This is a genomic window from Amycolatopsis sp. NPDC057786 (assembly GCF_042797905.1).
Taxonomy (GTDB): domain Bacteria; phylum Actinomycetota; class Actinomycetes; order Mycobacteriales; family Pseudonocardiaceae; genus Amycolatopsis.
This window is the reverse complement of record NZ_JBHVKW010000053.1, coordinates 30,275-55,069: the sequence shown is the minus strand read 5'-3', so window position 1 is coordinate 55,069 and position 24,795 is coordinate 30,275. Positions and strand designations below refer to the sequence as shown.

The 24,795-nt window shown below is 68.1% G+C and carries 27 protein-coding genes; 14 read left to right on the top strand and 13 right to left on the bottom strand.

Annotation, left to right across the window (positions count from 1 at the left end; all coding sequences use genetic code 11):
* Positions 1 to 294 precede the first annotated feature (294 nt).
* The gene (locus tag ACFVM3_RS24910) at positions 295 to 816 is read right to left on the bottom strand and encodes a CGNR zinc finger domain-containing protein (protein ID WP_378442182.1); all 522 of its coding nucleotides are present in this window, start codon (positions 814 to 816) and stop codon (positions 295 to 297) included.
* Positions 817 to 921: 105 nt separating this feature from the next.
* Between ACFVM3_RS24910 and ACFVM3_RS24905 the strand changes: the two genes are divergently transcribed.
* The gene (locus ACFVM3_RS24905; protein WP_378442180.1) at positions 922 to 1,809 is read left to right on the top strand and encodes an alpha/beta fold hydrolase; all 888 of its coding nucleotides are present in this window, start codon (positions 922 to 924) and stop codon (positions 1,807 to 1,809) included.
* A 34-nt stretch (positions 1,810 to 1,843) separates the two neighbouring features.
* On the top strand, positions 1,844 to 2,074 hold the full coding sequence (locus tag ACFVM3_RS24900; RefSeq protein ID WP_340682811.1) for a hypothetical protein: 231 nt from the start codon (positions 1,844 to 1,846) through the stop codon (positions 2,072 to 2,074).
* 59 nt (positions 2,075 to 2,133) lie between these two features.
* Here the strand turns inward: ACFVM3_RS24900 and ACFVM3_RS24895 are convergent, their stop codons facing one another.
* Positions 2,134 to 3,120 (bottom strand): GlxA family transcriptional regulator, encoded by a 987-nt coding sequence (locus ACFVM3_RS24895; RefSeq protein WP_378442178.1) that lies wholly within the window; start codon positions 3,118 to 3,120, stop codon positions 2,134 to 2,136.
* Positions 3,121 to 3,192: 72 nt separating this feature from the next.
* Between ACFVM3_RS24895 and ACFVM3_RS24890 the strand changes: the two genes are divergently transcribed.
* Together ACFVM3_RS24890 and ACFVM3_RS24885 are read left to right on the top strand one after the other, a co-directional pair.
* Positions 3,193 to 4,005, top strand: coding sequence for a dienelactone hydrolase family protein (locus tag ACFVM3_RS24890; RefSeq protein ID WP_378442176.1), 813 nt, complete (start codon positions 3,193 to 3,195; stop codon positions 4,003 to 4,005).
* A gap of 38 nt (positions 4,006 to 4,043) precedes the next feature.
* Positions 4,044 to 4,541, top strand: a complete 498-nt coding sequence (locus ACFVM3_RS24885) for a GNAT family N-acetyltransferase (protein WP_378442174.1) — start codon at positions 4,044 to 4,046, stop codon at positions 4,539 to 4,541.
* Here ACFVM3_RS24885 and ACFVM3_RS24880 read toward each other — a convergent pair.
* Entirely contained in the window at positions 4,538 to 5,314 is a 777-nt protein-coding gene (locus ACFVM3_RS24880; protein ID WP_378442172.1) for an endonuclease I family protein, read from the bottom strand. The genes ACFVM3_RS24885 and ACFVM3_RS24880 overlap by 4 nt on opposite strands.
* A 167-nt stretch (positions 5,315 to 5,481) precedes the next feature.
* Here ACFVM3_RS24880 and ACFVM3_RS24875 point away from each other — a divergent pair, with 167 nt between their 5' ends.
* The 3 genes from ACFVM3_RS24875 (at position 5,482) to ACFVM3_RS24865 (ending at position 7,827) form a co-directional block, all read left to right on the top strand.
* Positions 5,482 to 5,913: a PPOX class F420-dependent oxidoreductase gene (locus ACFVM3_RS24875; RefSeq protein ID WP_378442170.1), complete on the top strand. Its 432-nt coding sequence runs from the start codon at positions 5,482 to 5,484 to the stop codon at positions 5,911 to 5,913.
* Positions 5,914 to 5,974: 61 nt separating this feature from the next.
* On the top strand, positions 5,975 to 6,412 hold the full coding sequence (locus ACFVM3_RS24870; protein WP_378442169.1) for a hypothetical protein: 438 nt from the start codon (positions 5,975 to 5,977) through the stop codon (positions 6,410 to 6,412).
* A gap of 173 nt (positions 6,413 to 6,585) precedes the next feature.
* Positions 6,586 to 7,827 (top strand): DUF222 domain-containing protein, encoded by a 1,242-nt coding sequence (locus ACFVM3_RS24865; RefSeq protein ID WP_378442167.1) that lies wholly within the window; start codon positions 6,586 to 6,588, stop codon positions 7,825 to 7,827.
* Positions 7,828 to 8,311: 484 nt separating this feature from the next.
* On the opposite strand, the gene ACFVM3_RS24860 is transcribed toward ACFVM3_RS24865, so the two are convergent.
* Both ACFVM3_RS24860 and ACFVM3_RS24855 read right to left on the bottom strand, forming a co-directional pair.
* Complete coding sequence (locus ACFVM3_RS24860; protein WP_378442165.1) at positions 8,312 to 9,499, bottom strand: FAD-dependent monooxygenase; 1,188 nt, start codon at positions 9,497 to 9,499, stop codon at positions 8,312 to 8,314.
* An 18-nt stretch (positions 9,500 to 9,517) separates the two neighbouring features.
* On the bottom strand, positions 9,518 to 10,960 hold the full coding sequence (locus ACFVM3_RS24855) for an MFS transporter (RefSeq protein WP_378442163.1): 1,443 nt from the start codon (positions 10,958 to 10,960) through the stop codon (positions 9,518 to 9,520).
* A gap of 100 nt (positions 10,961 to 11,060) precedes the next feature.
* Between ACFVM3_RS24855 and ACFVM3_RS24850 the strand changes: the two genes are divergently transcribed.
* Complete coding sequence (locus tag ACFVM3_RS24850; protein WP_378442161.1) at positions 11,061 to 11,696, top strand: TetR/AcrR family transcriptional regulator; 636 nt, start codon at positions 11,061 to 11,063, stop codon at positions 11,694 to 11,696.
* A gap of 112 nt (positions 11,697 to 11,808) precedes the next feature.
* Entirely contained in the window at positions 11,809 to 12,711 is a 903-nt protein-coding gene (locus ACFVM3_RS24845; RefSeq protein WP_378442159.1) for an alpha/beta fold hydrolase, read from the top strand.
* A 6-nt stretch (positions 12,712 to 12,717) separates the two neighbouring features.
* Here the strand turns inward: ACFVM3_RS24845 and ACFVM3_RS24840 are convergent, their stop codons facing one another.
* Both ACFVM3_RS24840 and ACFVM3_RS24835 read right to left on the bottom strand, forming a co-directional pair.
* The gene (locus ACFVM3_RS24840) at positions 12,718 to 13,380 is read right to left on the bottom strand and encodes a response regulator (protein WP_378442157.1); all 663 of its coding nucleotides are present in this window, start codon (positions 13,378 to 13,380) and stop codon (positions 12,718 to 12,720) included.
* A complete protein-coding gene (locus ACFVM3_RS24835) occupies positions 13,377 to 14,504 on the bottom strand; it encodes a sensor histidine kinase (RefSeq protein ID WP_378442155.1) in 1,128 nt (375 codons plus the stop codon). Before ACFVM3_RS24835 ends, ACFVM3_RS24840 begins: the two co-directional genes overlap by 4 nt.
* Positions 14,505 to 14,792: 288 nt before the next feature.
* Between ACFVM3_RS24835 and ACFVM3_RS24830 the strand changes: the two genes are divergently transcribed.
* Both ACFVM3_RS24830 and ACFVM3_RS24825 read left to right on the top strand, forming a co-directional pair.
* Positions 14,793 to 17,102, top strand: a complete 2,310-nt coding sequence (locus ACFVM3_RS24830) for a PQQ-dependent sugar dehydrogenase (protein WP_378442153.1) — start codon at positions 14,793 to 14,795, stop codon at positions 17,100 to 17,102.
* 162 nt (positions 17,103 to 17,264) lie between these two features.
* A complete protein-coding gene (locus ACFVM3_RS24825) occupies positions 17,265 to 17,846 on the top strand; it encodes a hypothetical protein (RefSeq protein ID WP_378442152.1) in 582 nt (193 codons plus the stop codon).
* 8 nt (positions 17,847 to 17,854) lie between these two features.
* On the opposite strand, the gene ACFVM3_RS24820 is transcribed toward ACFVM3_RS24825, so the two are convergent.
* The 3 genes from ACFVM3_RS24820 to ACFVM3_RS24810 form a co-directional block, all read right to left on the bottom strand.
* Positions 17,855 to 18,289 carry a VOC family protein gene (locus tag ACFVM3_RS24820; protein WP_378442150.1) on the bottom strand — a complete coding sequence of 145 codons (435 nt, stop codon included), beginning with the start codon at positions 18,287 to 18,289 and terminating at the stop codon, positions 17,855 to 17,857.
* Positions 18,289 to 19,275 (bottom strand): aldo/keto reductase, encoded by a 987-nt coding sequence (locus ACFVM3_RS24815; protein ID WP_378442148.1) that lies wholly within the window; start codon positions 19,273 to 19,275, stop codon positions 18,289 to 18,291. Before ACFVM3_RS24815 ends, ACFVM3_RS24820 begins: the two co-directional genes overlap by 1 nt.
* A 64-nt stretch (positions 19,276 to 19,339) precedes the next feature.
* Positions 19,340 to 19,888 (bottom strand): cysteine hydrolase family protein, encoded by a 549-nt coding sequence (locus ACFVM3_RS24810; protein WP_378442146.1) that lies wholly within the window; start codon positions 19,886 to 19,888, stop codon positions 19,340 to 19,342.
* 61 nt (positions 19,889 to 19,949) lie between these two features.
* Between ACFVM3_RS24810 and ACFVM3_RS24805 the strand changes: the two genes are divergently transcribed.
* Positions 19,950 to 21,791 carry a glycoside hydrolase family 5 protein gene (locus ACFVM3_RS24805; protein WP_378442144.1) on the top strand — a complete coding sequence of 614 codons (1,842 nt, stop codon included), beginning with the start codon at positions 19,950 to 19,952 and terminating at the stop codon, positions 21,789 to 21,791.
* Between the two features lie 6 nt (positions 21,792 to 21,797).
* Here the strand turns inward: ACFVM3_RS24805 and ACFVM3_RS24800 are convergent, their stop codons facing one another.
* Positions 21,798 to 22,235, bottom strand: coding sequence for a VOC family protein (locus ACFVM3_RS24800; RefSeq protein WP_378442142.1), 438 nt, complete (start codon positions 22,233 to 22,235; stop codon positions 21,798 to 21,800).
* The gene (locus ACFVM3_RS24795; RefSeq protein WP_378442140.1) at positions 22,213 to 22,782 is read right to left on the bottom strand and encodes a PadR family transcriptional regulator; all 570 of its coding nucleotides are present in this window, start codon (positions 22,780 to 22,782) and stop codon (positions 22,213 to 22,215) included. Before ACFVM3_RS24795 ends, ACFVM3_RS24800 begins: the two co-directional genes overlap by 23 nt.
* 124 nt (positions 22,783 to 22,906) lie before the next feature.
* Here ACFVM3_RS24795 and ACFVM3_RS24790 point away from each other — a divergent pair, with 124 nt between their 5' ends.
* Entirely contained in the window at positions 22,907 to 23,290 is a 384-nt protein-coding gene (locus ACFVM3_RS24790) for a nuclear transport factor 2 family protein (protein ID WP_378442139.1), read from the top strand.
* A gap of 217 nt (positions 23,291 to 23,507) precedes the next feature.
* Here the strand turns inward: ACFVM3_RS24790 and ACFVM3_RS24785 are convergent, their stop codons facing one another.
* Positions 23,508 to 24,185 carry a DNA alkylation repair protein gene (locus ACFVM3_RS24785; RefSeq protein ID WP_378442137.1) on the bottom strand — a complete coding sequence of 226 codons (678 nt, stop codon included), beginning with the start codon at positions 24,183 to 24,185 and terminating at the stop codon, positions 23,508 to 23,510.
* A gap of 249 nt (positions 24,186 to 24,434) precedes the next feature.
* On the opposite strand from ACFVM3_RS24785, the gene ACFVM3_RS24780 reads away from it, so the two are divergent.
* Entirely contained in the window at positions 24,435 to 24,782 is a 348-nt protein-coding gene (locus ACFVM3_RS24780) for an STAS domain-containing protein (protein ID WP_378442135.1), read from the top strand.
* Positions 24,783 to 24,795: the final 13 nt, after the last annotated feature.

Sequence of the window (24,795 nt, the reverse complement as noted above, 5' to 3'; positions counted from 1 at the left end):
GAGTTTGCCAAACCAACTTTCGAAACGATAGTGGTTGCGAAAGTGGCTTTCGCAACACGCCACCTCTGACTTACCCCGCGATAAACCTCTTTATCACTCACGACCCCTTCGTGAAACCACTAAAACCGGCCTAATCGGACACCGCCGCCTCGAAGAGAGGCCTTTGTGAATACCTGTGCCGCCGCCGGCGTCCCACAAGTGATCGTGCAGCGCGGAGCACGTCGCGAAAGCCACGTTCGCGACGCCTGATGTCCCGAAAGTGGCTTTCGCGACACCTGGGCGCGAAGACTGGCGCTAGCCCGACCGTTCGCGACGGTAGTGACGGGCGGCCTTCGCCCGGTTGCCGCAGGTTTCCATGGAGCACCATCGCCTGGTGCCGTTGCGGGTCGTGTCGTCGAAGTAGAGGGTGCACACCGGATACGCCGAGCACCGCTTGATCCGTTCCGGGCGCACGCGAAGCAGGCTCAAGTAGCCGTATGCCGCGAGCCACGCAGGCCGCCAAGCCGCTTCCTCGACCTCGATCGCTTCTTCGGGCCCGCCTTGCCGAAGCTCCGGCCGCAACCGCCCGCGCGCCAGCACCTCGTTCAGCGCGCGTTCGGCGGAAGCGCCGGGGTTTTCGAGCACCTCGCGGAGGACGGAACGCGTGTGGCGCAACGGTTCCTCCGCGCCCGGCGTATCCGGAAACCCCCACTCGGCCAGCCAGGCACCGACCCCGCCGGGTTCATCGAAGACGTCCTGTTGCGCACCACGATCGGGCCACGTGGTGTTCAGCAGGTCGAGGGCGATCGGCTCGCCGACCAAGGGACGTTGCGGCACAGCGTCATCCTACCCTCCGTCGACCACTTGACAGGTTAGGTCCACCCCTGCTTATCTCTAACCGTTCAAACTTATTTAGATGGTTAGAGCAAGGGAGCGCCTGTCATGTCCGAAGCAACCCGGTCCGCCGATGAGGTCTTTCACCGCACGGCGACCATCGACGGCCGCGGCGTGTTCTACCGGGAAGCAGGCGATCCCGCCGCGCCTACCGTGGTGCTGCTGCACGGTTTCCCCACGTCGTCGCAGATGTTCCGCAAGCTGATCCCCGCGCTGGCCGACCGCTACCACGTCATCGCCCCCGACCACATCGGCTTCGGGCACTCGGACGCCCCGGCCGTCGATCGGTTCGACTATTCGTTCGAGAACCTGACCGCGATCACCCAGGGCCTCATCGACGCGCTCGGCCTGGACCGCTTCGCGCTCTACCTCCAGGACTACGGGGCGCCCATCGGGCTCCGCATCGCGAGCCGCCAGCCGGAGCGGGTCAGCGCACTGCTGGTGCAGTCCGGCAACGCCTACGTCGAGGGCTTCACACCGTTCTGGGATGTGCTGTTCGCGCACGCCAAGGACCGCGAAACCCACGAAGAAGCCGTGCGCGAACTCCTGGAGCCCGCGGCGACCCGCTGGCAGTACACCCACGGCGTCCCCGCCGACCGGCTGGACCGGCTCACCCCGGACACCTGGACCCTCGACCAGGCCCTGCTCGACCGCCCCGGCAACAAGGAGGTGCAACTCCAGCTGTTCTGGGACTACCAGTTCAATCTCGACGTCTACCCGGCCTTCCAGCAGTACTTCCGCGAGCACCGCCCGCCGACGCTCATCACCTGGGGCGAGCACGACGAGATCTTCGGCGCCGACGGAGCCCGCGCGTTCCTCCGTGATCTGCCCGACGCCGAGTTGCACCTCCTCGACGCCGGACATTTCGCGCTGGAGACACACGGCCCGGAAATCGCTGCCCTCATCAGGGACTTCCTCGGCCGCGCCCCGCGCTGACCGCCGTATCCTCGAGGCGAGTCGGAGGTGCGAAGTGACGGACGAACAGCTGCTCATCGAATTCGCGCTGACCCGCATGGACCATCCCGAACTCGACCTCGAGGAAGTGGCGACGCTGACCGTCCGGCGCCTTGGTGAGGACCGGATGCTGGACTTCGCCGGACGCACCCTCGTCAGCCGCGGCGAACTACGCGGAGCCGCGTTCCCGGCCGCGGTCGAACACGTGCTCCGGGTGGTCCTCACCTTGCGCGGCCCGGACGACTGACCAGCAAGGTCAGGACATCTCACACCGGCAGGTGATCGTCGCAGAAGGCGGCGACGTCTTCATCGATGAGGTGCGGCCCCCTCGGGGTCGCGCCGGAAGGCGGCGCGATAGTCACCGGGCCGCCTTCCCGTGTGCTTCGCGAAAAGCGCCGCGAACGTTCCCGGATCCCGGTACCCGACGGCGGCGCAGATTCCGGCGACCGTCCGATCCGTCGTTTCGAGGAGGTGCCGGGCGCGCCGGACACGTGAGGAATGCAGGTATTCGAGCGGCGTCTGCCCGGCCTCCTCCGCGAAGCGCCGCAGCAACGTCCGGGTGCTGACGTTGAAGCGTGCGGCCAAGGCGGCGAGGTCGTACCGGACGGCCAGGTTCTGGTCCAGCCATCGCATGACCCGGCGGGAAAACGCGTTGCCGGGCCGCGGCAGGAGACGCGTGTCGACGTACGGCGTCTGCGACGACCGCGCGTCGTCGACCAGCGCCACCCGCGCCGTCGTCCGTGCCACTTCGGCGCCGCTGTGCTCACGGATCAGTTCGAGCGCGAAGTCGTACATGGCGCTGAACGCCGCCGTTGTCGTGACTCCCCTGTCAGTCACGACGAGACGCTCGGCCCGGACTTCGGTTCCAGGGCAACGCTGGGCCAGTTCGTCCGCGAAGAGCCACGAGGTGGTGGCGCGGCGATGGTCGAGCAGCCCGGCCGCGGCCAGCAGGAACGCGCCGACACAGAGTGAGACGACGGCGTTGCCCGCGGCGGCGTGCGATCGGATCGCTTCGATCTCCGGCGCGAGGTTCGCGATCTTCGCGTCGATGTCCTGCCCCGGCGTGAGCTCGAAGCCCGGCACGACGAGGACGTCGACTTCGCGCAACGGCGAGACGGCCACCGCGACGCCGCCCGCCGCCTCGACCCGGCGACGAGGGGAAATGACGGAAACCTCGTATCCGGCGGCGTGGTCCGGCCCCGCGACGTGCGTGGCCATCGTCAGGAGATCGGGAACGCCGAACACCTCGGACGCGAAACAACCCTGGTAGGCGAGGACTCCCACTCGCAGCATGTGGCGAGATTACCCCGATATCCGGCGATCCGGCCTATCCCTTCGAAGGCCGCGCCGGTCGAAGCTTTCGCCATGCGTGGACGACCGGACGATGCCCTCACCGACTTCTCACACCGGCTCGTGGAGGTGGACGGCGTGACGAAGACGGTCCACGTCGCGGGAGCCGGGCCCGGAGTGGTGCTGATGCCGGAAATGCCCGGCATCAGCCCTGACGTCCTTCGGTTCGCACGATGGGTGCGAGACGCCGGCTTCACCGTCTACGTCCCGTCGCTCTTCGGGCGCGACGGCGCCTATCCCACCGCGGACGCCGGCAAGGAAGTGGTCCGCCGCGCGTGTGTCAGCGCCGAATTCCGGGCCTTCGCGGGAGGCGGGACCAGCCCCGTCACATGGTGGCTGCGCGGGCTCGCGCGGATCGCCCACGCCGAATGCGGCGGTCCCGGGATCGGCGCGATCGGCCTGTGCTTCACCGGTAACTTCGCCCTCACCATGGCGCTCGAACCCGCCGTCATCGCCCCCGTGGTCAACCACCCCTCGCTACCACTGGACGACCAGGGTGCGCTTGAACTCTCCGACGACGACGCGACCGAGGTCCAGGACCGGATCGCGCGCGACGGCCTGAAGGTGCTCGCCTACCGCTTCGAGGGCGACCGCTGGTGCACCGGGCAGCGATTCGCCGCCTACCGGGCCCTCCTCGGCGACGCTTTCGACGGACGGGTGCTGCCGGACAGTGCCGCGAACACCGACCCGCCCCCGTTCTTCCGTGACCTGGTCGGCACGCCGCACAGCGTCGTCACCGCCCACTTCGTCGACTCCGAAGGGCATCCCACGCGGCGCGCGAGGGACGAGATCCTCGCCTTCCTCACCGACCGGCTGACGACCCGGTAGAACGGTGAGGCGCCGAGATCGTCCGAGAGGGGAACGCCATGTCCGAGCCGCGCCGAGCCCACGTCTCCGACCACAGCGCGATCGTCGACCGGGTCCAGCGGTGGTGGGGCGACTCGCGCACCCCCGCCCAGGCCCGCGAACTCTCCCTGCTGCTCCCCAAGCTGTTCCTGCAGTTCTTCTCCGGCACGAGCCTCGTCCTGGAGGACGAAACCGGGATCAGGGCGTTCCTCGTCGGCTTCCACTCCCCCGACGACGACGTCCAGGCGTACATCCATTTCGTGGGCGTGGACCCGGAACTTCGCGGGCAGGGAACGGCCCGCCGCCTGTACACGAGCTTCTTCCGGCGCGCTGCGGAGGCGGGCCGCACGGAGGTCCGCGCGATCACCTCGCCGGGGAACGCCGGATCCATCGCCTTTCACCGCGCCATGGGGTTCGCGCTCGAACCCGGGGATCGGGAGGTCGGCGGTCTCCCCGTGCACAGCGACTACGACGGTCCCGGCCAGGACAGGGTTTGTTTCGTGCGAAAGATCGCCTAGCCGTAAATCGAGGCCGCCCATTCCGGGTGGTCGATGAACGGGTTGCGGTTGTGCTGGAACTGGTCGTGGATGACCTGGTTACGGCGCTGCTCGGTGGCGTCGGGCGGGTCCTGGGCGTGCCAGCTCAGCAGGACCGAGATCCGGCCGATATGGGGTTGGGACCCGTTGCCGACGGCGTCGTTGGGTTCGAGGTCGGGGAAACCGTCGGTGCCGTCGTAGCGGACGCCCATGTACAGGATCATGCGGGCCACGTCGCCCTTGACCGCGTCGCGCGGCTCGAACGAGTCGTCATCGGTCAGGCTCCCGGGCGCTTCCTCGACCGGAGAACCGCCCGCGTCGAAGTCCTTGTTCCCGCGTGTGCTGTTGACCGACGCGTCCTCCGCGCGCAGGTGGTGCAGGTCGGTACCGGGCCCGACCGCCGTGCCGAAGTCGCCGTGCGACTTGGCCCAGACGTGCTCCCGGTTCCAGTCGTCGACTCCCCCGCCGTTGGCCGTCTTCGCCTGCGAACGGCCGCTGTAGAGCAGCACGACGTTCGCCTTGTTGGCCGGATCCTCGTCGGTGGCCCTGATCCCGTCCCACACCTGTTCGTACGTCAGTTTGGTGCTGGTACTGATGATCTTGTGCAACGCCGCCTTGAGCTCGGGCCCGGTCTTGCCCAGCGCGTCCTGGTAGTAGTCGTCACCCGACGGACCCGCGAGTGTCGGCGACGCGAAGGCCATCCCCGCCGCGACACCGAGCGCGAGTACGACAGAGATTCGGCGGGCTGGCCGCATGACAGTTCCTCTCCCCAGAGGCGCCGGCCCGGGCTCTGCCACAAACCCCGGCAACGCACAAGTCGCATGGTTGGAAAAATACTTTCATGTGTGTCAAGGGGTCTTTCATGTGTGTCAAGGGGTGGCGCCTGGTGCGACAATCGTCGCCCCGACTCACTGGAGGGCCCGTGGCCGAGCTGAGCGAGCAGATCCGCGACTGGGTCGCGGCACCGAGGTTCTGGCACCTGGCCACGGTGAACCTGGACGGTTCTCCCCAGGTTTCCGCCATGTGGATCGACCTCGAAGGCGACCACATCGTGTTCAACACCGCCGTCGGCAGGGTGAAGGAGGAGAATCTGCGCCGCGAACCTCGGGTGTCGTTGTCGTGCCTGGACGACGAGAATCCCTACGACCGGGTCGTGATCCACGGCCGGGTGGTCGAGTTCGTCGAAGGCGACGAGGCGGATCGGTGCATGGACCGGCTGGCGAAGAAGTACGTCGGAACCGACCGGTTCGAATGGCGGATCCCGGGAGAACGGCGGGTCAAAGTCCTCGTCGAACCGACCCGCGCCAGCCATGTCGTCGGCGTCGAGCCGTTCCGGCGCGGACGTCAGCCGTAGGGATACCACTTCGAGACCCGAACGGCGCAACCGAGCGGATGGCTCGCTACGTCCACGTCGCATGAGATGGATCGTGGTATGCCTCCTCCTGACCATGGCGGGATGCGGCGTCGGCGCGGGCAAGGGGCAGGTGGAACTCGAGACCTTCACCTCGCTCGGTTCGGCCCGCGGACTGGCGGGCTTGGCGCCGACGGAACTGGGCACGGCCGACACTCCAGGATTCGTGCGAACCCTGGAGCGCGCCAAGATGTCGAATCCGGACGAAGTCCGTGCCGCGCTGGCGTTCGCACCGCCCGCCGATCGGCGCGGTTTCGCCTTCGTCATGCCCGGCTGCGCCGAAGACGGCGCCGAACTGACCATCGAAGGCGACACGCTGGCCGCGAACCTCACCGGCGGGGAGAACGTCAACTGCGCAACGGCGAACTACTTCCTAGCCGTCTTTTCCGTCGAACGTGACGCGATCCCGGCGACACCGAAGTTGTCGAAGACGCGCCGCTAGCCCTTGCCTTGCGGGTCTTGCTCGAGATTGATGACGAGTTCGGCTTGCGGCAGGCGACGCTTTGCCGTAGCCGTCGTTTCGCACTCAAATCACCCTTCAGTGTTGTTTTGCTTTTTGCATTGTGACTTAAAATTACGAACGCGTGTTCGATTGTTTTGCGGTATTATTGAGGGGTGTCCGAGACCTTCCTTCCCGAGTTGCCGCAGGAGTTGTGGCGTGCTGGCAAGCTGGAGCTTGCGCATGGTGTGCAGCAGTCTCTGCGGGTGATTCGGATGGCCACCGCCGGGCTGGGGAGATTCCTGGCGGAGATCGAGTCTCGGGGTGTCAAGGACTTGTATGGGTATGGGTCTACGGCCGCGTGGTTTGCGGATGTGGCGGGGTTGTCGCGTGGTGAAGCAGGACCGGTGGTGAAGCGGGCGCTCGCGTTGAACCCGACCCGCGCGTTGGATGGCACCGAAGTTCCGCCTGTCGCGCCCGCCACCGCTGCGGTCGCCGCCGAGGGTCTGGTCGGGGATGAGCGGATCGATCAGATCCTGGAGATCTTGAAGAAACTCCCCGACGAAGACCGGTCCAGTGCGGAGAAGATCCTCGCCACCCTCGCCCGCGACGCCGGTCCTCGCCAGCTCGCGGAGGCTGAGGTGAACCTGCTCGGGTTGCTGGACCCGGACGGCAACGAGCCGAAGGATCCGGAACCCAAGGAGCCGCGCCGGGAGATCACCTTGGAGCGCCGGAAAGACGGGTTCTGGAAGCTGACCGGCCTCCTCGATGACGAGACCGGGGCCCGCACCGCTGCCGCGCTGGAGGCCTACGCCCAGCCGCGGCCGGTCGACGAGTTCGGGCAGGCGGATCTGCGGATGAAGTGCGAGCGCATGGGCGACGCGTGGGTCGACATCCTCGACCTGGCGATCGCGTCCCCGGACCAGCCTGGCACCAGCGGCTACCGCACTCTCGTGAACGTCACCATCAGCCTCGACGAACTCAAGTCCGGTCTCGGGACCGCGTGCCTGGACTTCGTCGGCACGATGACCGCCCGGGAAGCCCGCCTCGCCGCCTGCGACTGCCTGATGCTGCCGGTGGTGATGAGCGCCGCCGGAGAACCTCTCGACGTGGGGCGGCTGCGGCGGTTCGTCACCCCAGGCCAACGACGGGCGCTGAACATCCGCGACGGCGGCTGCGCGTTCCCCGGCTGCCATCGCAAACCCAAGAACTGCCACGCTCACCACATCGTGCACTGGGCAGACGGCGGACCGACGGATCTCCGGAATCTCGTGCTGCTCTGCGGATTCCACCACCGACTCATCCACCACGGCGACTGGCAAGTACGGATGGCCGTTGATGGGTTACCGGAGTTCATCCCGCCTCAATACCGAGATCCACTCCGAAAACCTCGCCGCAACACCCTGCACCACCGCTGAACCCCCGAGGAGCCCGCCAGCCACACCGGCGACGGGCCTCTCGGCATGCCCACACCCGGCTGACACACAGGTCGTGAGCAACGGGCACTCCGTGAGGGACTCCTTCACAGCTCGCGCCGACGCGACACGTTCCCGGCTGCAACCACAAACCCAAGACCCACCATGATGGTTGCCAGTCCGCATGGCTGCCGATGGGTTACCGGAGTTCATCCCACTCAATCCGACAACCCCTTCACACTGAACTCCGAGGAGCCCGCCAGACACCCAGGCGACGGGCCCCTCGCCATGCCCACGCCCGGATGCTCCGTGGAGGCCACGCGGATCGCATCCGTGAAGGCCTCCTTCACGACCCGCCTGCCACGTGAGCTGCCCCGGTCAGGCAGATAGCCACCGATGGATCACCGGAGTTCATCCCACCAGCGACGACCTGAGCACCACGACCATCACCATCACCCTGCTGGCGTCGATGACGTCCAGGACCGGCCTAGCCCGCGGCCGCCACGACGGGATCAGGCAACACAAGGGCGGTGTGCGCGGGTCGCCCGCTTTCCGGCGCCAATGTAGTGAGACCACGAAGCCGGCCGTCCCGTCGCGCGAGGGCCTCGGCGGTTACCGGGAAGAGCGCCGCATCGCCGACGCCGACCTGTGCTTGGTTCAGTTCGACGAATTCCCGCGTTTCGCTTTCGTAGGCGTCGAAAGCCCCGGTGGTGGCGAGTGACCGAGCCAGCATGTAGGCACCGACGAGCGCGAGGCTGGAGCCTTGTCCTGTCAGGAAAGACGGCGCGTAGGCGGCATCGCCGACCAACCCGACGCGGCCACTGGACCAGCGTGGCAGGTGGATCTGGCTGACGGTGTCGAAGAACAGGTCGTCCGCGTCCCGCATCGCGCTGATCATGGCCGGGACTTCCCAGCCGTCGTGGGCGAAGGTCGTCGCGATGAGATCGCAGCACGCTTCGGGATCGCGGAGGATCTCGTACGGCGGTTCGGGTCGGGCGGCGACCAGGAAACCGTGGAGCGTGTCGCTTCCCTTGACCGCGTACAGCGCGGCCCCTCTCCCGGGCGCGTTCCAGAGCACACCTTCTTGCGACAGACCGAATTCGTTGGGCATGGTGAATCCGGCGAAGCAATAACCCAGATAGCGGTGGTAGTGCTGCTCGGGACCGAAAACGAGTTCCCTGGTGCGAGAGTGCAGTCCGTCGGCCCCCACCACCAGGTCGAAACCGCGCCGCGCTCCGCTGCGGAAGGTGACGTCGACGCCGCCCCCGTGTTCGGTGAGTGCCTCGATCGAGTCGCCGAAGACGTACTCCACGTCGTCGCGCGTGGCTCCGTACAGGATTTCCGCCAGGTCGCCGCGCCGCACTTCGACGTCGCGCCCTTCGACTCCGCCGGTCACCGTCTCCGGATGTACCGACGCCACCTCGTCGCCGTCGGCGCTGACGAAGGTCAGCAACCGCGTCTCGATATGCGCTTCTTGAAGCTGGGGAAGGATTCCCATGCGGCGAGCCACCTCCAGGGCGGTGCCGCGGACGTCGATCGGGTATCCGCCGCCGCGCAGCCCGCCCGCCTTCTCCACCACCGTCACGGAAAATCCGTGACGTCGCAGCCAGAACGCGACCGCGGGGCCCGCGATACTCGCTCCAGAGACCAGAACAGTGCCTTTCACGGTGTTCATTTCCTTTCTCCGATTCCGTCAGAGAGACGCCAGTGACGGGGTTTTGGTGCTGGAGCGCGACTTTCGCACCAGCATGACGACGAGAACCGCGGCGATCGCGAAGGCGACGGACGCGATGGTGATGTAGGTGAAGACACCCGTTCCCGAATTCACCGTCTCGCCGCCGACGGATACGGCGGTCGACTTGAGCACCGCGGCGCCCACGAAGTCCAGCACCACCGATCCGATCGCGATGACGACCATGACCAGGCTGGAGACGATGCCCTGCCGTTCGGCGGGCGCGAGGCCGCCCGCCAGGTTGAAGCCGGACGTTCCCAGCGCGCCGACCGTGAAACCCAGCAGGAAAGCGAAGAACACCGCGATGGGGAACTGCGAGACACCGAGGAACATCCCGAGGGTGGCCACGGTTCCGAGCGCGATTCCGCCCGCCAGTGTCATCGCCGGTCCGACGCGGGTGGCGAGCATCCCGGCCACCGGGCCGCCGATCATGACGCCGATACCGGGAGCCGCGAGAAGCAGCGCCAGCGTTCCCTGGCCTGCCAGGCCGTATCCGAGCCCTTGATCAGCCGAGACATCGCTGACCAGCGGAATGAGCTGGAGCATGCTCTGGTACGAACCGGTGCCGAGCACCAGCACGAGCAACGTGAGCGCCAACGGCGCACCGATGTTCCGGAGGTCGATCAGCGAATCGGGCTTCCGGCTCGAGACGAGGACCCACCTGGACAAGGCCGCGGCACCACCGGCGAGCAGGACCACCGGGGCGAGGCCGAGCCAGCCGAACTCCGAGCCGAGGCTGACATAGCCGAGCACTCCGGCAAGGCCGCCGCCGAGGAGCAGCGCTCCTCCGATATCGATCCTGCCGGGCGTCTTGAGCAGGGATTCGGGAATGACGGCACGGACGCAGATCGCCATCGCGATCGCGACGGCGGCCGAGATGAGGAACAAGATCTGGAAACCGAACTCCGCGGCCAGTTTCTCGGTGAGGAACCGGGAACCGATGTTGAGCACCGCGGACCCGGAGGTCACGATGCCCACCACGATCATCGCGATCCGGGGTGCGCAGATCTCGCGGACGATCGCGACGGAAAGGAACAGAGCGGCCACGGCCGCCCCTTGCAACAGACGCCCTGGCACGAAGACCCAGAGACTTGGTGCGACCGCGCAGACGAGCGCGCCCGCGCAGCTGATCAGCAAGGTCAGCACGAGCACCTTGCGTTTGCCGTACACGTCGGCGCTCTTGCCGAGCAACGGCGCCCACATCACGCCGGCCAGCATCGCGCTGGCGTTGAGCCAGGCCGTCTGATCGGTGCCGAAGTGGTCGAGCATCTCCGGAAGGACGAGCAGCGGGGCGGTGATCGCCGTGTCGACCATGAAGTTGACGAGCACCAGCACCGCCACGAGGCCGATGAGCCGTCCGTTCCATCTCGCGTGCGGTCCTGCGCCGATCCTGCTTTCCTGCATGAAGGACTCCTTGTGCGGGATTCAGGGAAAGGCGGATCCCCCCGCCTCAAAAACTACACTACACGGTGCAGTTTTCTGTGGCTGAGAATACGATGAGAACATGGCGACCCCGAGAGCGACCGCACGGACACCGGGCCGTCGGCTACAGGCCGAGGCCAAACGAGCGGCGATCCTTGACGCCGCCGAGGCGTTGTTCGTGTCGGACGGCTACGAACTCACCAGCGTCGACGCGATCTCGGCGCGGGCCGGAGTGTCCAAACGCACCGTCTACGACCACTTCGGCGACAAGCAGACCCTCTTCCGAGGCGTGCTCGGGCGCGCCAACGACGCCGTGGTCGCGACCGTGCGCCAGGCGATCGACGAAGAACTCGCCGACGACCGCGACATCCGTGACGCGTTGCTCGGTTTCGCGCGGAGGGTGACGACGGGGATGTTCCCGACTTCGGACTACGCGACGTTCCGGCGGTTGAGTTCCCAGGCCCCGTTGGCGCCTCGACTGCCGGAAGCGGCGCGGGACGAACCCGAACGGATGATGGAGGAACGGTTCGCGAAGTTCGCGGCGGACGGCAGGCTGCGGCTGACCGACCCGCGGCGCGCCATGCAGCACTTCGTCGCCTTGACCATGCGTCTGGTCCTCGACGTGACCGACGAGGACCAGACGGGCGCGGTGGGCGAGCCGGAGGTCCTCGCGATCCTCGCCGACGGGGTGGACGTGTTCCTGCGCGCCTACGCCTGACGTCCTGTCCCCCATGAGAGCTACGCGCAGGTGCGCTCCGCATGGTGACGATTCCCGGCGGCAGGATCCGTAGCGTGCCGGGTGAATCGTTCCCCTGTACCAGGAGTTCACCATGTCCCGTAAGGCATCCGCTCTGATCGCACTGTGCTGCGCCGTCGCAGGCGTGGCACTGTCGGCCTGCGACGAAGCCACGGAAGCGGAATCGGAGGCGCCCGCGAGCAGCAGCGCCGCCGCACAGGATCGAGCCGCGTTCACCGGAACGCGGAAGATCAAGGTCGGCGAGCGTTCGGTGAACGTTTCGTGCGCCGGTGAGCCGGTCGAGGGACGGCCCGTCGTCATCCTGCTGCACGGCGGGGGCGACGACGTAACGAAGCTGGCCGGGCTCCAGAACACGCTGGCCGCGCAGGGCCAGGTCTGTTCCTACGACCGGCTCGGCGCGGGCGCCAGCGACCAGCCCGACGGACCGCAGAGTTTCGAAAGCACCGGGAAGATCCTGACCGGAGTGCTCGACCAGGTCGCCGACGGCAAGCCGGTCGTGCTGGCCGGGCATTCACTCGGCGGGCTGATCGCCGGCAGGTACTCCCCCGACCACCAGGACCGGGTCAAGGGGCTGGTGCTGATGGACGCCACCTCGCCGACCCAGGAAGCCGATCTGCGGCAGCAGATTCCGGATTCGGCCACCGGGATGGCGGCCGAACTGCGACAGCAGACCTTGGCGGTGTTCGCGGGCCAGGGCCCGGAGAAGCTGGTGGTCACCGACGCCGAGGTCCGCTCCGCCGGGAACATTCCGGTCGAGGTGATCCAGCACGGCAAGCCGTACCTCGCGGCCGTCCCCGAGTACGGCGCGGGCCTGGAGCGCGCGTGGTCGGAGGGCCAGCGGAAGTGGCTCGCGCTGTCCGGCCGCAGCAATCTGAGCACGGCAGCGAACAGTGAGCACTACATCTACGTGGACCAGCCGGATCTCGCCGTCCGGGCGATCCAGCGCGTCGCCGACGAAGCCGCGAAGTCCAAATAGGACAGTTCAGGTGACGAGGCCGTGGCGGAAGGCGTAGATGACCGCCTGGACCCGGTCACGGAGCCCGAGTTTGGCGAGCATGCGTGACACGAACGTCTTGACGGTCTCCTGGCTGATCATGAGGGTCGCGGCGATCTCGCTGTTGGAGAGGCCGTCCGCGATGAGGCGGAGCACCTCCAGTTCCCGGGGAGTCAGCGGGCTGCCGTCCGGGTCCTCGTCCTCCGGGGGCCGGATCCGGGCGGCGTACCTGCCCACCAGCCGCCGGGTCACCTCGGGATCCAGCAGCGCCGCGCCGTCGGCCACGATGCGGATCCCGTTCAACAGCCGGTCGGGCGGGGTGTCCTTGAGCAGAAACCCGCTCGCACCGGCGCGCAACGCCCGGTAGACGTACTCGTCGAGGTTGAACGTGGTCACCACCAGCACCTTGCCGGGCTCGGCCACGCCGGCGCCCGCCATCAGCCGGGTGGCCTCGATCCCGTCGAGCACCGGCATGCGCACGTCCATCACCACGACGTCCGGGCGCAACCGGGCGGCGAGCTCGACCGCGGTCCGCCCGTCACCGCATTCGCCCGCCACCTCGAGGTCGGGCTGGGCGCCGATGATGGTCACCAGCCCGGTGCGGACGAGCATCTGGTCGTCGCAGACCAGCACCCGGGTCGGCGCGGTCACGACGGGTTCCCCGCGGGGATGCGGGCGCGGACGGAGAAGCCGCCGTCACCTCTGCGGCCCGCGCTGAATTCGCCGTTCAGGACGTCGATCCGCTCGCGGAGTCCGGCAAGCCCCCGGCCGCTCCCCTCCGAGGTCTCCGCGTCCGGACCGGACTCGTCCGTGTCGACGGCGACGGTGATCTCCCCGTCGCCGTGCTGCACCAGCACCGAGGTGCGGCTGCCGCGGGCGTGCTTCAGCGCGTTCGTCAACGCCTCCTGCACGACACGGTAGGCCACGGGACCGGCGTCCCCGGCCGGTCGCACGGGTTCGCCCTTTTCGGAGAACTCGACCGGCTGCCCCGCCCGGCGCGTGCGCTCCACGAGGGTCGGGATCGCTTCGGCGCCGTGACCGGGATCGATCACGTCGAGTAGATGACGGAGGTCGGTGATGGCCCGCCGCCCGGTGTCGGCGACGGCGGTCAGGCTCTGATCGAGCCGCGCGTCGGTCAGGTACCGGGCCGCTTCGGTCTGGACGACCATCGCCGTGACGTGATGGGTCACGACGTCGTGGAGTTCGGCGGCGATACGGGCGCGTTCGGCCGTCCGCGTCTCTTCGGCGACGCGGAGCCGTCGTTCCTCCTCCGCGGCCTTGCTGGCCCGCAGCCACGTCCCGATCCCCCACGCCAGCACCAGCGCGAGATAGAAGGTCACGTAGCCCGTGACGGGCTCCGTCCCGCCGAGCGAAGCGAACGCGATCGCCGTTGCGAGGAAGACCGCCGAGAACGCGAGCGCCGCCACGCGACGGTGCCGCTCCAGCCGGAGCCCCACGGTCACCAGGGCGATCGGCAGCGCCGTGCCCGCGAACGAGTGGTAGCCCCCGAACTGGTCGATGGCGAAGCCGAGCGACACCACCGCGAAAGAGGCCACCGGCCACCGGGCGCACACGAGGAGCGGGACACATTGCAGGGCGACCCCCACCACGGCCAGGAGATCGTACGGGCGGTCGGGCATCCCGCCGAACTGCGTGCCGTGGCTCTGCAACGCCGGGAGCAGGGATCCGGTGAAGAGTGTCAAGGCGAGCGGGAGATACCAGACCGGGCCGAACAGCCGCCGCCACTGCTCGGAGACCCGCCGAAGGTAGTCCACGAAGCGGATCTTATTCCGAACGGGTGAATCGCCCGTATGCAGGCACCCGGCACTCGGCGTAGCGGTGCTGACTGACCGTGTGGATTTTGGGACATCTGACGTCCCAAAATCCACACGGTCACCCGAGCCGTACCGAAGTGCCTAGGTGCCCATGCGGTAGCAAAGGTCCCTTGCTTCCCTCTCAGCGTCTTGTGCGCGTTTCTCGCAGACGCGTAACAACTTTCGGCTTTTTCGCGGCATACCGGAGAGCCGTTTCGTTCCGGCCGGTCCCCGCGCGGAGGAGTTCGTGTGCTGAGTTCCCGTCGTTTCCCGTTCCCCCGAAGATCACGGCGCGCACTGGCGGTGGGCATCGTCGGCCCGTTGGCCGGCGCGCTCGCGGTCGGTCTCGTCACCGTCGCCCCCGCCGAAGCCGCGGTACCCGCCGGGTTCACCGACACGGTGGCGATCGGCGGGCTCAGCTCGCCGACCGCCACCGCGTTCGCGCCGGACGGCCGGGTGTTCGTCGCCGAAAAGAGCGGTCTGGTCAAGGTCTTCGACTCGCTCGCCGACACGACGGCGACGGTGTTCGCCGATCTCCGCATCCAGACACAGGACTTCTGGGATCGCGGCCTGCTCGGACTCGCCGTCGACCCCGCTTTTCCCGCCAGGCCGTACGTCTACGTCTCGTACACCCTCGACGCGGAACCCGGCGGCACCGCGCCGCGGTGGGGTGACACCTGCCCGACCCCGCCGGGCGCCACGGACAAGGGATGCGTCGTGACCGGCCGGGTCTCCCAGCTGACGATGGGATCGGCGGGCACGGCCGTCAGCGAAAAGCCTCTGGTCACGGGGTGGTGCCAGCAGTTCCCCAGCCACTCGGTCGGCGCGCTCGCCTTCGGGCCGGACGGTGCCCTGTACGCGGGCGGCGGTGACGGCGCCAGCTTCACCTTCGCCGACTACGGCCAGGCCGGGAACCCGTGCGCCGATCCGCCCTCACCCGCCGGGACGAACCTCTCGCCGCCGACCGCCGAGGGCGGCGCGCTGCGTTCACAGTCGCCAAGACGCCCAGCCGGGCAGCCGGTTCTGCTCAACGGCACGGTGCTGCGCATCGACCCGGACACCGGCGAAGGCGTCCCCGGCAACCCCTTCGCGAACAGCGCCGACGCCAACGCCCGGCGCGTGATCGCCTACGGAGCCAGGAATCAGTTCAGGTTCGGTTTCCGGCCGGGCACCCGCGAGTTGTGGGCGGGTGACGTCGGCTGGGACACCTGGGAGGAGATCAACCGCGTCGCCGACGTCGGTGACGGCGTGGCGGAGAACTTCGGCTGGCCCTGTTTCGAAGGCAACGCCAAGCAGGCAGGCTACGACGGCGCGAACCTCGACCGCTGCGAGTCCCTGTACTCCTCCGGCGGGCACTCGGCCCCGTACTACACCTACGACCACCGTGCCAAGGTGGTGGCGAGCGACCCCTGCCCCACCGGCGGCTCGTCGATCAGCGGCATCGCGTTCGAATCCGGCAGCAACTATCCCGCCGAGTACTCCGGCGCGCTGTTCTTCTCCGACTCGTCCCGTGGGTGCGTCTGGGCCATGCAGGCCGTCAACGGCCAGCCGAGCCCGAGCCGTCTCGTTCCGTTCGTGACCGGCGCCAACGTCCCGGTGCAGGTGCTCACCGGACCGGGCGGCGACCTGTTCTACGTCGCGCTGGGCAGCGGCGAACTCCGTCGCGTGAGCCATCCCGGCGGCACCAACCGGCCGCCTTCCGCGGTGGCGACGGCGAATCCGACGAGCGGGCCCGCGCCGCTGACCGTGCGGTTCGACGGCACGCCCTCCACCGACCCGGACGCCGGGGACACCCTGTCCTACGCCTGGGACCTCGACGCGGACGGCGCGTACGACGACTCCTCGGCCCCCGCCCCGACCTGGACCTACACCGCGGCAGCCGCCGTCGATGCCGGATTGCGGGTGACGGACTCCCATGGAGCGAGCGCGACCACGACGGTTCGGGTGACCGTCGGCAACCCGGAGGGTCTCGACCCGGTGCCGGTCATCGACGACCCGGCGAGCACGCTGACCTGGTCCGTCGGCCAGGCCGTGTCCTTCTCGGGCCGTGCCGTCGACGCCCAGGACGGGCAGCTCCCGGCGTCGGCGCTCTCGTGGCGGCTCGCGATCCGCCACTGCGCGACCAACGGCACCTGCCATACGCACAACGTCCAGGACTTCCCCGGCGCCGCGGCGGGCTCGTTCGCCGCACCGGACCACGACTACCCGTCGTACCTGCAACTGACCCTCACCGCGACCGACTCGACCGGCCGGACCGGCAGCAAAACGGTCGACCTCCAGCCGAAGACGGTGTCGCTGAACTTCACGTCCAGCCCCAGTCAGGCGATGCTCACCGTCGGCGGCACACAGCAGCGCACACCGTTCTCCCGGACGGTGATCGCCGGCTCCACCAACTCGATCAGCGCGGACAGCCCGCAGAATCTGCCACCGCTCAACCTGAAGTACGCCTACACCGGCTGGGCACACGGCGGTGCGCGGACGCAGAACATCGTCGCGCCGGCCACGGACACGACCTACCAGGCGAAGTACCGGCTCTGCTGGCTACTGCAACCCTGCTGAGGTGAACGGCGGGTTCGCGTGTCACGCGAACCCGCCACAGCACGCTTTTCCTTGTCGCGGAACACCTTCCGCGACAACCGTAAGATCCCCGAAAGGGTCGGAACCCACTCCGGAAACACCTCGTCGGATCGCCGATCCAGATCCGCACGAAAGGTGAATCCGATGACCTATCCAGGCCTTCCCGAGCAGCAGAACACCCAGCCGTCGACCGTCAAGCCCGGTGTGGCCATCGGGATCCTGGTGGCGGTGATCGCGCTGGTCGCCTTCTGCGTCACCGGTTTCGCCGCGCCCGGTTTCCTGCTCCGCAAGGGGCCCGGGATCTCGCTGCCCGCCCCGCTCAGCACCCCGACGACCAGCTCTTCACCCACGACTACCACGGAAAGCCCGAGCAGCACCAGGGTCAGCCGTCCGCGGATCACCATCACCAGGCGCCCGGCTCGGCCGCCCGAAAAGGGCATTCAGGTGATCGCGGACTTCCTCGCCGAGATCGCCGCCGGGGACAAGCCGTCGGCGATCGCGCTGGCCTGCGAGGCGCAGAAGAGGTTCATGGACGACAAGATCGATTCCCTGCTGCCACTGGGTTCACGCGTTCAAGTAACGACCACCAGCGGGACGGCCAAGTTCGTCCTGGCCGACGTCGCCGGAGTCGCCAAAGGACGGCCCGCCAGGGGCACCGTGATCGCGGACCGCACGGCGGACGGCGGCTTCTGCGTCACGACGTTCAGCATTCGTGACGCGCGATGACCACGGCCTCAGTCGAGACAGAATTCGTTGCCCTCGATGTCCTGCATGACGATGCACGACTCGTTCTCCCCGTCGGCGAGCATGACCCGCTCGCAGACCGCGCCGAGCGCCTCCAGCCGGGCGCGTTCGGCCTGGAGCACGGCGAGGCGCTCGTCACCCACGAGCCCGAGGCCGGCCCGCACGCAGAGATGCACCCGGTTCTTGACGACCTTGCCTTCGGGGACACGCTGGAAGTACAGCCGCGGGCCAACGCCCGTCGGGTCACTGCAGGCGAAGCTGGCGTCCTGCTGCTCCGAGGGCAGCGTCCGGTTGTAATCGTCCCAGGTGACGAACCCCTCCGGCGGCGACGGCACGACGTAGCCGAGCACCTCGCACCAGAAACGGGCGAGACGCTCGGGTTTCGCGCAGTCGAAAGTGACCTGGACCTGTTTCACCGACACCATCAGACCACCCTAATCGCTGTCGAACCGATCAAACCCGCGGCCCGCAGATCGGCCCAGACCTGCGCGGGGACCTCCGCGGCGAAGGACTCCACGTTGCGGCGTACCTCTTCGGCGGACCGCATCCCGACCGCGACGCCGGCGACGGCCGGATGCTGGAGCGGGAAGGCCATGGCCGCTTGGGGAAGCGTCACGCCGTGCGCCTCGCATACGTCGGCGATCCGGTTCGCCCGCTCCACGATTTCCGGCGTGGCGGCCCCGTAGTCGAAGTACGCGCCCTCGACCGGCCGGGGCACGGCGAGCAGCCCGGAGTTGAAGACCGACGCCGCGATCACGGAGACACCGCGTTCCTCGCACGCGGGCAGGAAGGTGTCGAGCGCGCTGTGGTCGAGCAGCGTGTGGCGGCCGGATTGCATGATCACGTCCACTTCGGCCTCCTCGACCAAAGTGGTCAGCAGGGCCGTGTCGTACATACCGGCGCCGATCGCGCCGACGATTCCTTCCGACCGCAGTTCGGCGAGGGCCGGGTAGCCTTCACGCAGCGCGTCGTCGAAGTACTCCTCGGCGTCGTGCAGGTACAGCACGTCGATCCGGTCGAGACCCATGCGCGCCAAGGAATCCTCGACGCTGCGCCGGATCCCGTCACGTGTGAAGTCGCGTACCCGGCGGTGCGTCGCGGGGACGTGGAAGCCCGCCGGATCCATCTTCCCTGCCGGGTCCTGGGGTACCAGCAGGCGGCCGACCTTCGTCGACAGGACGAACGAATCACGCGGCCGCGAGCGCAGGAACTCGCCGATACGGCGTTCGGAATGCCCGATCCCGTAATGCGGTGACGTGTCGTAGTAGCGGATCCCGCCGTCCCAGGCCGCGGCCAGCGCCCCCGCCGCGGTCTCGTCGTCCAATGGCGCGAACAACCCGCCGAGCGGCCCGCCGCCGAAACCCAGCCGCGTCACCTCGACATCGGTGCGCCCGAGTCGCTTCGTCTCCATCCGTGGCCCCCCTTGATCGGCTCGCCGATCACCGTGCCACATCCGGGCGTTTCGCTCGCGCGATTTATTCGCCGGGCCAGTCCGCGCACGAGACGACCTCGAAGCCTCGGCTCGGGAACACCTTGTCGACGAAGAAGCCGTGCATCTCCGGATCACCGTCGGCGCAACCGTCGCGCAGCACGGTCACGGGATAGCCGCGGTCCGCCGCGTCGTAGGCGGTCGCGGCCACCATGGCGCTGGTCGCGACCCCGGCGATCGCGACCGTGTCGACGCCCCTCGCGCGGAGCACCAGCTCGAGATCCGTGCCGGCGAACGCGCTGGCACGGCGTTTCAGGACGACCACGTCCTCGTCGGCGACCGGCAGATCGATCTCCGTCCCGGCCGAACCCTCGTGGAAAGTGTCGCCCGCACCGTGGAACGACTCGAACAGCGCGTTCCCCGGCGGCAGGTCGGCACCGTTGCCGCGGAGTGCGAAGTGGACGAACACGATGGGCGCGCCTGCCGCGCGCGCACGCGGCAGCAGACTCCTGATCGGCGGCAGGACTGTTCCGGTGAACGGGTAATTGCCCGTGATGCCTCGCTGGAGGTCACCGATGATCAGCGCGGTGGTCATGAACGGAAGCTACCCGATCGTCCGTATACAACCGGCCGCGTGACTGGCTAGCCTCCGGCGGGTGAGGATCAAGAGTGTGCTGCTCGCCGTCCTGGTGACCGCCGGAATCGTGATTCCCCTTCCCGCCGTCGCCGTGGCGGACCCGTCGGCTTGGGTGGCACCGCTGAGCACGCGCGGCCGCTACATCGTCGACGCGGCGGGCGACCGGTTCAAGCTGAAGGCCGCCAACTGGCACGGCGCGAGCGGTACGTGGACCGGCTCGGGCGACGTGAACGATCCGGCCGCGCACCACGCCGGTGAGATCGCCTACCAGACACCGCTCGGGCTGGACCGGGCCCCGCTCGACACGATCATCGACGGGCTGGCGGAGCTGGGCCTCAACAGTGTCCGGCTGCCCTTCTCCAACGCGATGATCCACGACACCAGGCCGGTTCCGGACCTCCCGGCGAACCCGGAGCTGCGCGGCCTGACTCCGTTGCAGGTCTACGATCGCGTCGTCGCACGGCTGACCGCGCGCGGGTTCGCGGTGATCCTCAACAACCACACCACGACCTCCCGCTGGTGCTGTGGTCTCGACGGCAACGAGCGCTGGAACACCGCGCAGACCGAGCAGCGGTGGCAGGACGACTGGCTGTTCATGGCGCGCCGGTACGCCGCGAACAAACGGGTCGCGGGCGCCGATCTGTACAACGAGGTCCGCCGCAACGTCTTCGACGATCCCAACTGGGGCTGGGGAAACGGCACGGATTGGCAGCGCGCGAGCCAGCGGGTGGCCGACCGCATCCTGACCGAGGCCAATCCCGATCTGCTGCTCATCGTCGAGGGCATCAACTGGACCGGGCTACCCGTGGACGGTCTTCCGCACGGCAGGCCCACGCTGGAGCCTGCCCGCACGCTCTCGCATACGCTCGTGGACTCCGGGAAACTGGTCTACGCCGCGCATTTCTACGGGTACACCGGTCCGAACCATTCCGGGGCGACCGGCACCGGCGAGACCCACGACCCGCGCTACCGCGACCTGTCGCCGCAAGAACTCCGTGATGTCCTTTACCGGCAGGCGTTCTTCGTCTCGGCGGAGACCGGCAAGCATTACACGGCGCCGCTCTGGATCAGCGAGTTCGGCGAGGGGCGGCACACCACCGACACGGCGAGCCGGGCCTGGTTCGAGAATTTCGTCGGCTACCTCGCGGAGACGGACACCGACTTCGCCTACTGGCCCGCCGTCGGGTTCCACGAAGGCAGCACGGGCAACGGCTGGTCCTTGCTCTCGTGGGACGCGGCCGGCCGCCGCGTCGACGTGCTCGACGGAACGGACTGGCGTGGTCCCGCGTGGCGACGGCTCGTGACCGCGCCGTCCCGCACCGGACGGATTCCCGAGAGCGAGCGCTGGTCGATGCTGAACCTCGACTACGCGGATTTCCAGGCCTCGCGCAAGGTCCGCGCGATGGCGGACTGGAATCCGGGCGCGCGCAAGGGAGCCTGCCCCGACGGGCAGCGGCTCACCGGTCTTTCCCATACCGGGAACCGGGGCCTGTGCACCGGCAGGCTCGCCGTCCCGGCGGGCTACGCCGTCGTCCGCGGAGAGACCCATGTGGACACCGACTGGGCGTCCGGCTACACCAAGGTGCAATGCCCGCCCGACCACGCCGCGGTCGGCTACAGCGTCACCGGCGCGGCGTTCTCCGCACTCCTGTGCGGCAAATCCGCCACTCCGCTCGGCCGGACGGGCCGGACGGTCTGGTTCGACCGCGGCGACAACCGGCCGTCCGGTAGCCCCGGCGGTGATTTCGCCTCGGGCCACTACAAGGGTCAGTGCGCTCCCGGCGAATACGTCGCCGGTGTCGCCTACACCGGGCGCGTCGGCTCGAATCGCACTCCTGACGCGTTGCTCTGCCGTGCCTGACCGCGTTCAGGCGACGAAAACGCAGAACGGATGCCCCGCCGGATCCGCGTAGACGCGCAAGGGTTCCACCGGGTCTTCGCTGCGGTCGTAGCGGAGCCGGCCGCCGAGTTCGAGGACGCGGGCGTGCTGCGCCTCGAGTTCCTCGACCGAGTCCACGGTCAGGTCCAGGTGCAGTTGCTGGGGCACCGGTTCGGCGTCCGGCCAGCTCGCTTCGTCCAGCCGGTCGACCTGCTGGAACGCCAGTTGCGCCCCGCCGTCCGGGTTCCGCAGGACCAGCCAGTCCTTGTCCTCGGTGCCGGGCGGGGGCACCTCGTCGCCTGGCCGGTAGTCCCACACCAGCAACCGCCGGTAGAACTCCGCAAGCCCACGGGCGTCCGTGCAGTCCAAGACCACCTGACGGAACTTCGGCCCCGTTTTCCGCTCAACCAAGCCGATCACTTCCATCACGCCGATCCAGCACCGCGAGAACCGTTTCACACCAACGAATGTTCTCCTGTTCGAACGCGATCCCGCGGGCGAGCGTCAGATACGGCCCGACCCGGGGCGCGGTGGCGAGGAACTCCGCTTCGGCGGACTCGCCGAGCAGACGCTCACGAAGGCGCTCGAAGCGTTTGAGCTTCGTCTCGGCGACGGCCATCCTGTCCGCGACCGCGCGCCGGATCTCCTTGTCGTCACCTGCTTCCAGGGCTTGGACCTGGACCAGCAACTCGTCGCGGATCGCTGTCGGCTTCGGTGCCCGAGTGGTGAATTCGGCGAGCTCGGCCGCGCCCGCGTCGGTCAAGGAGAAGAGCCGCTTGTTGGGACGCCGTCGCTGTTCGACGACTCGCGCCGCCACCAGGCCCTGCGACTCCATTTTGTCCAGTTCGCGGTAGAGCTGCTGTGGTGTCGCCGTCCAGAAGTTGGCGACCGACGCGTTGAAGCTCTTCGCCAGGTCGTAGCCCGAGGACTCGCCGTCCAGGAGCGTCGCGAGGATCGCGTTCCGCAGCGCCATGGCGTGATGATAGGCCCCACTCGGATTAGTCGCAAAGTTGATTAGACACTTTGATGGACAGTGGCGTGGTGATCACCTACGCTCGACTGCGCCTACTCAACAAGTTGACTATGAGGAGATCGCCATGCCCACGTTCCGTGAAGCGGTCGAAGCGAAGGACGCCGCCGCGATCGAGGCGTTGCTCGCCGACGACGTGGTCTTCACCAGTCCGGTGGCGTTCAAGCCCTACCAGGGGAAGGCGATCACCGCGGCGATCCTGCGCGGCGTGCTGCGCGTGTTCGAGGGCTTCCGCTACGTCCGCGAGATCCACGACGGCGCGCACCACGTGTACGAGTTCGAAGCGACCGTCGACGGGCTGGAGATCAACGGCTGCGACCTCCTGACCTTCGGCGCCGACGGCAAGATCACCGACTTCAAGGTGATGGTCCGGCCGCTACGGGCGGCCGAAGCGCTCGCGGCGCGGATGGGCGCCCAGTTCGAGGCCATCAAGGCGGACGCGCTCGGCTGAAGCCTTGGTCCGGAAATACATGAAGGCCACTTCATGTACAGCCTGCCCCCGGTCGTGGTCGTGTCGTCCGTCCAATCACGCGTGTCGTCCGCCGGATCACGCGTGTCGTCCGATCGGTCACGTACTGCTGAGCGCTGGGTTGCGAAAGCCACTTTCGCAACCTTCAACGTTGCGAAAGTGGCTTTCGCAACGTCGGCCGCGGCCTGGCAGGCGGACATCATGAACGAGCGGCGTCCTGCCGTCGCACCATCTCGGCGATCCAGACGGGCGCGAACGGCGACGTGCAGTTCGGCGGGGTCGGATAGTCCTTGAGCACTTCGAGGCGCTCCCCGATGCCGATCGCCCGGGCACGGTGCTCCGCGTGCTCGATCCCGATCTGCGCCAGGCAGTGGTTCATCGCCCACTGCAGGCGATCCGGCGCGGTCTTCATCTCCGCTTCGATGACGTCGAGCAGCTTGGCGAGGTCGAGGCCCTCGGGTTTCTTCGCCACGCGTTCGGTGGTCAGGGCCCAGCCGGCGCTCGCGACCACGGGGTCGGGATCGGCGGACCACGCCAAGCGCAGCTCTTCGGCGTGCGGATTCTTCTTGACCACGTAGTTCACGAGCCAGTCGTGCACCTTCGGGGTACGGGCCTCGCGCACCATGCGGTCCAGGTCGTCGCGGCCGAACACCTTCGGGCGGCAGATCAGGAGCGCGAGCAGCTTGGCCGCCGTGTCGTCCGTTTCCCACAGCTCGCGCGCGAGGTCCTGCTGGGTTTTCAGCCGCTTCGCGAGCGCACGAAGCTTGCCGAGGTTCACCCCGTGGTCGTCGCCGTGCTTCTCGTTCACCTGCCGCGCGCGCGGATCTTCGAGCGCGGCCAGTTCGGCCAGCACCTCGGCTGTCGTAGTCCCGGTCACCTGGTCAGCCTACGAGGCGCTCCGGGGCCGAGGGGGCGTGACGACCTGCCGGGCAACCGCTCACCCGGCGTACCGGGCCACAAGGCTGCTACGGTTGACCGGTCGCGGTTCAGACACCAGCCGCCGGGTCCCTTCTTCTGGGTTCGGCCTGTCCACCGAGGCAGTCGCCGGCCCCCATACCGGCAAGGAGTCAACTTGACCGACTACCGCGCTCCCGCTTCTTATGCAGCACGTTCGACGCGGAGATTCGTGTCCCCGCTCGATATCGCGATCACCGCTTCCGCCGACGACACCGTGGTCGCCGTATCGGGTGAAATCGACCTCGGCGTCTCGGACGACCTGCGACGGGCGCTGGACGAGGAACTCGGCTTCAAGCCGTCGGCGCTGATCGCCGATCTGTCCGCGGTCAGCTTCTGCGATTCGTCCGGCTTCACCGTTCTCGTCCAGATCAGGGCGAAGGCCGAGGAAGCAGGCGTTCCGTTCATCATGGTCACCCAGGAACGGGCCTTGTTGCGTCCGATGGCGCTGCTCGGCCTCGACGCCGTCTTCACCGTGCACCCGACCCTCGATTCGGCACGGGACATGCTCACTCGCTGACCGGCTGTCATGA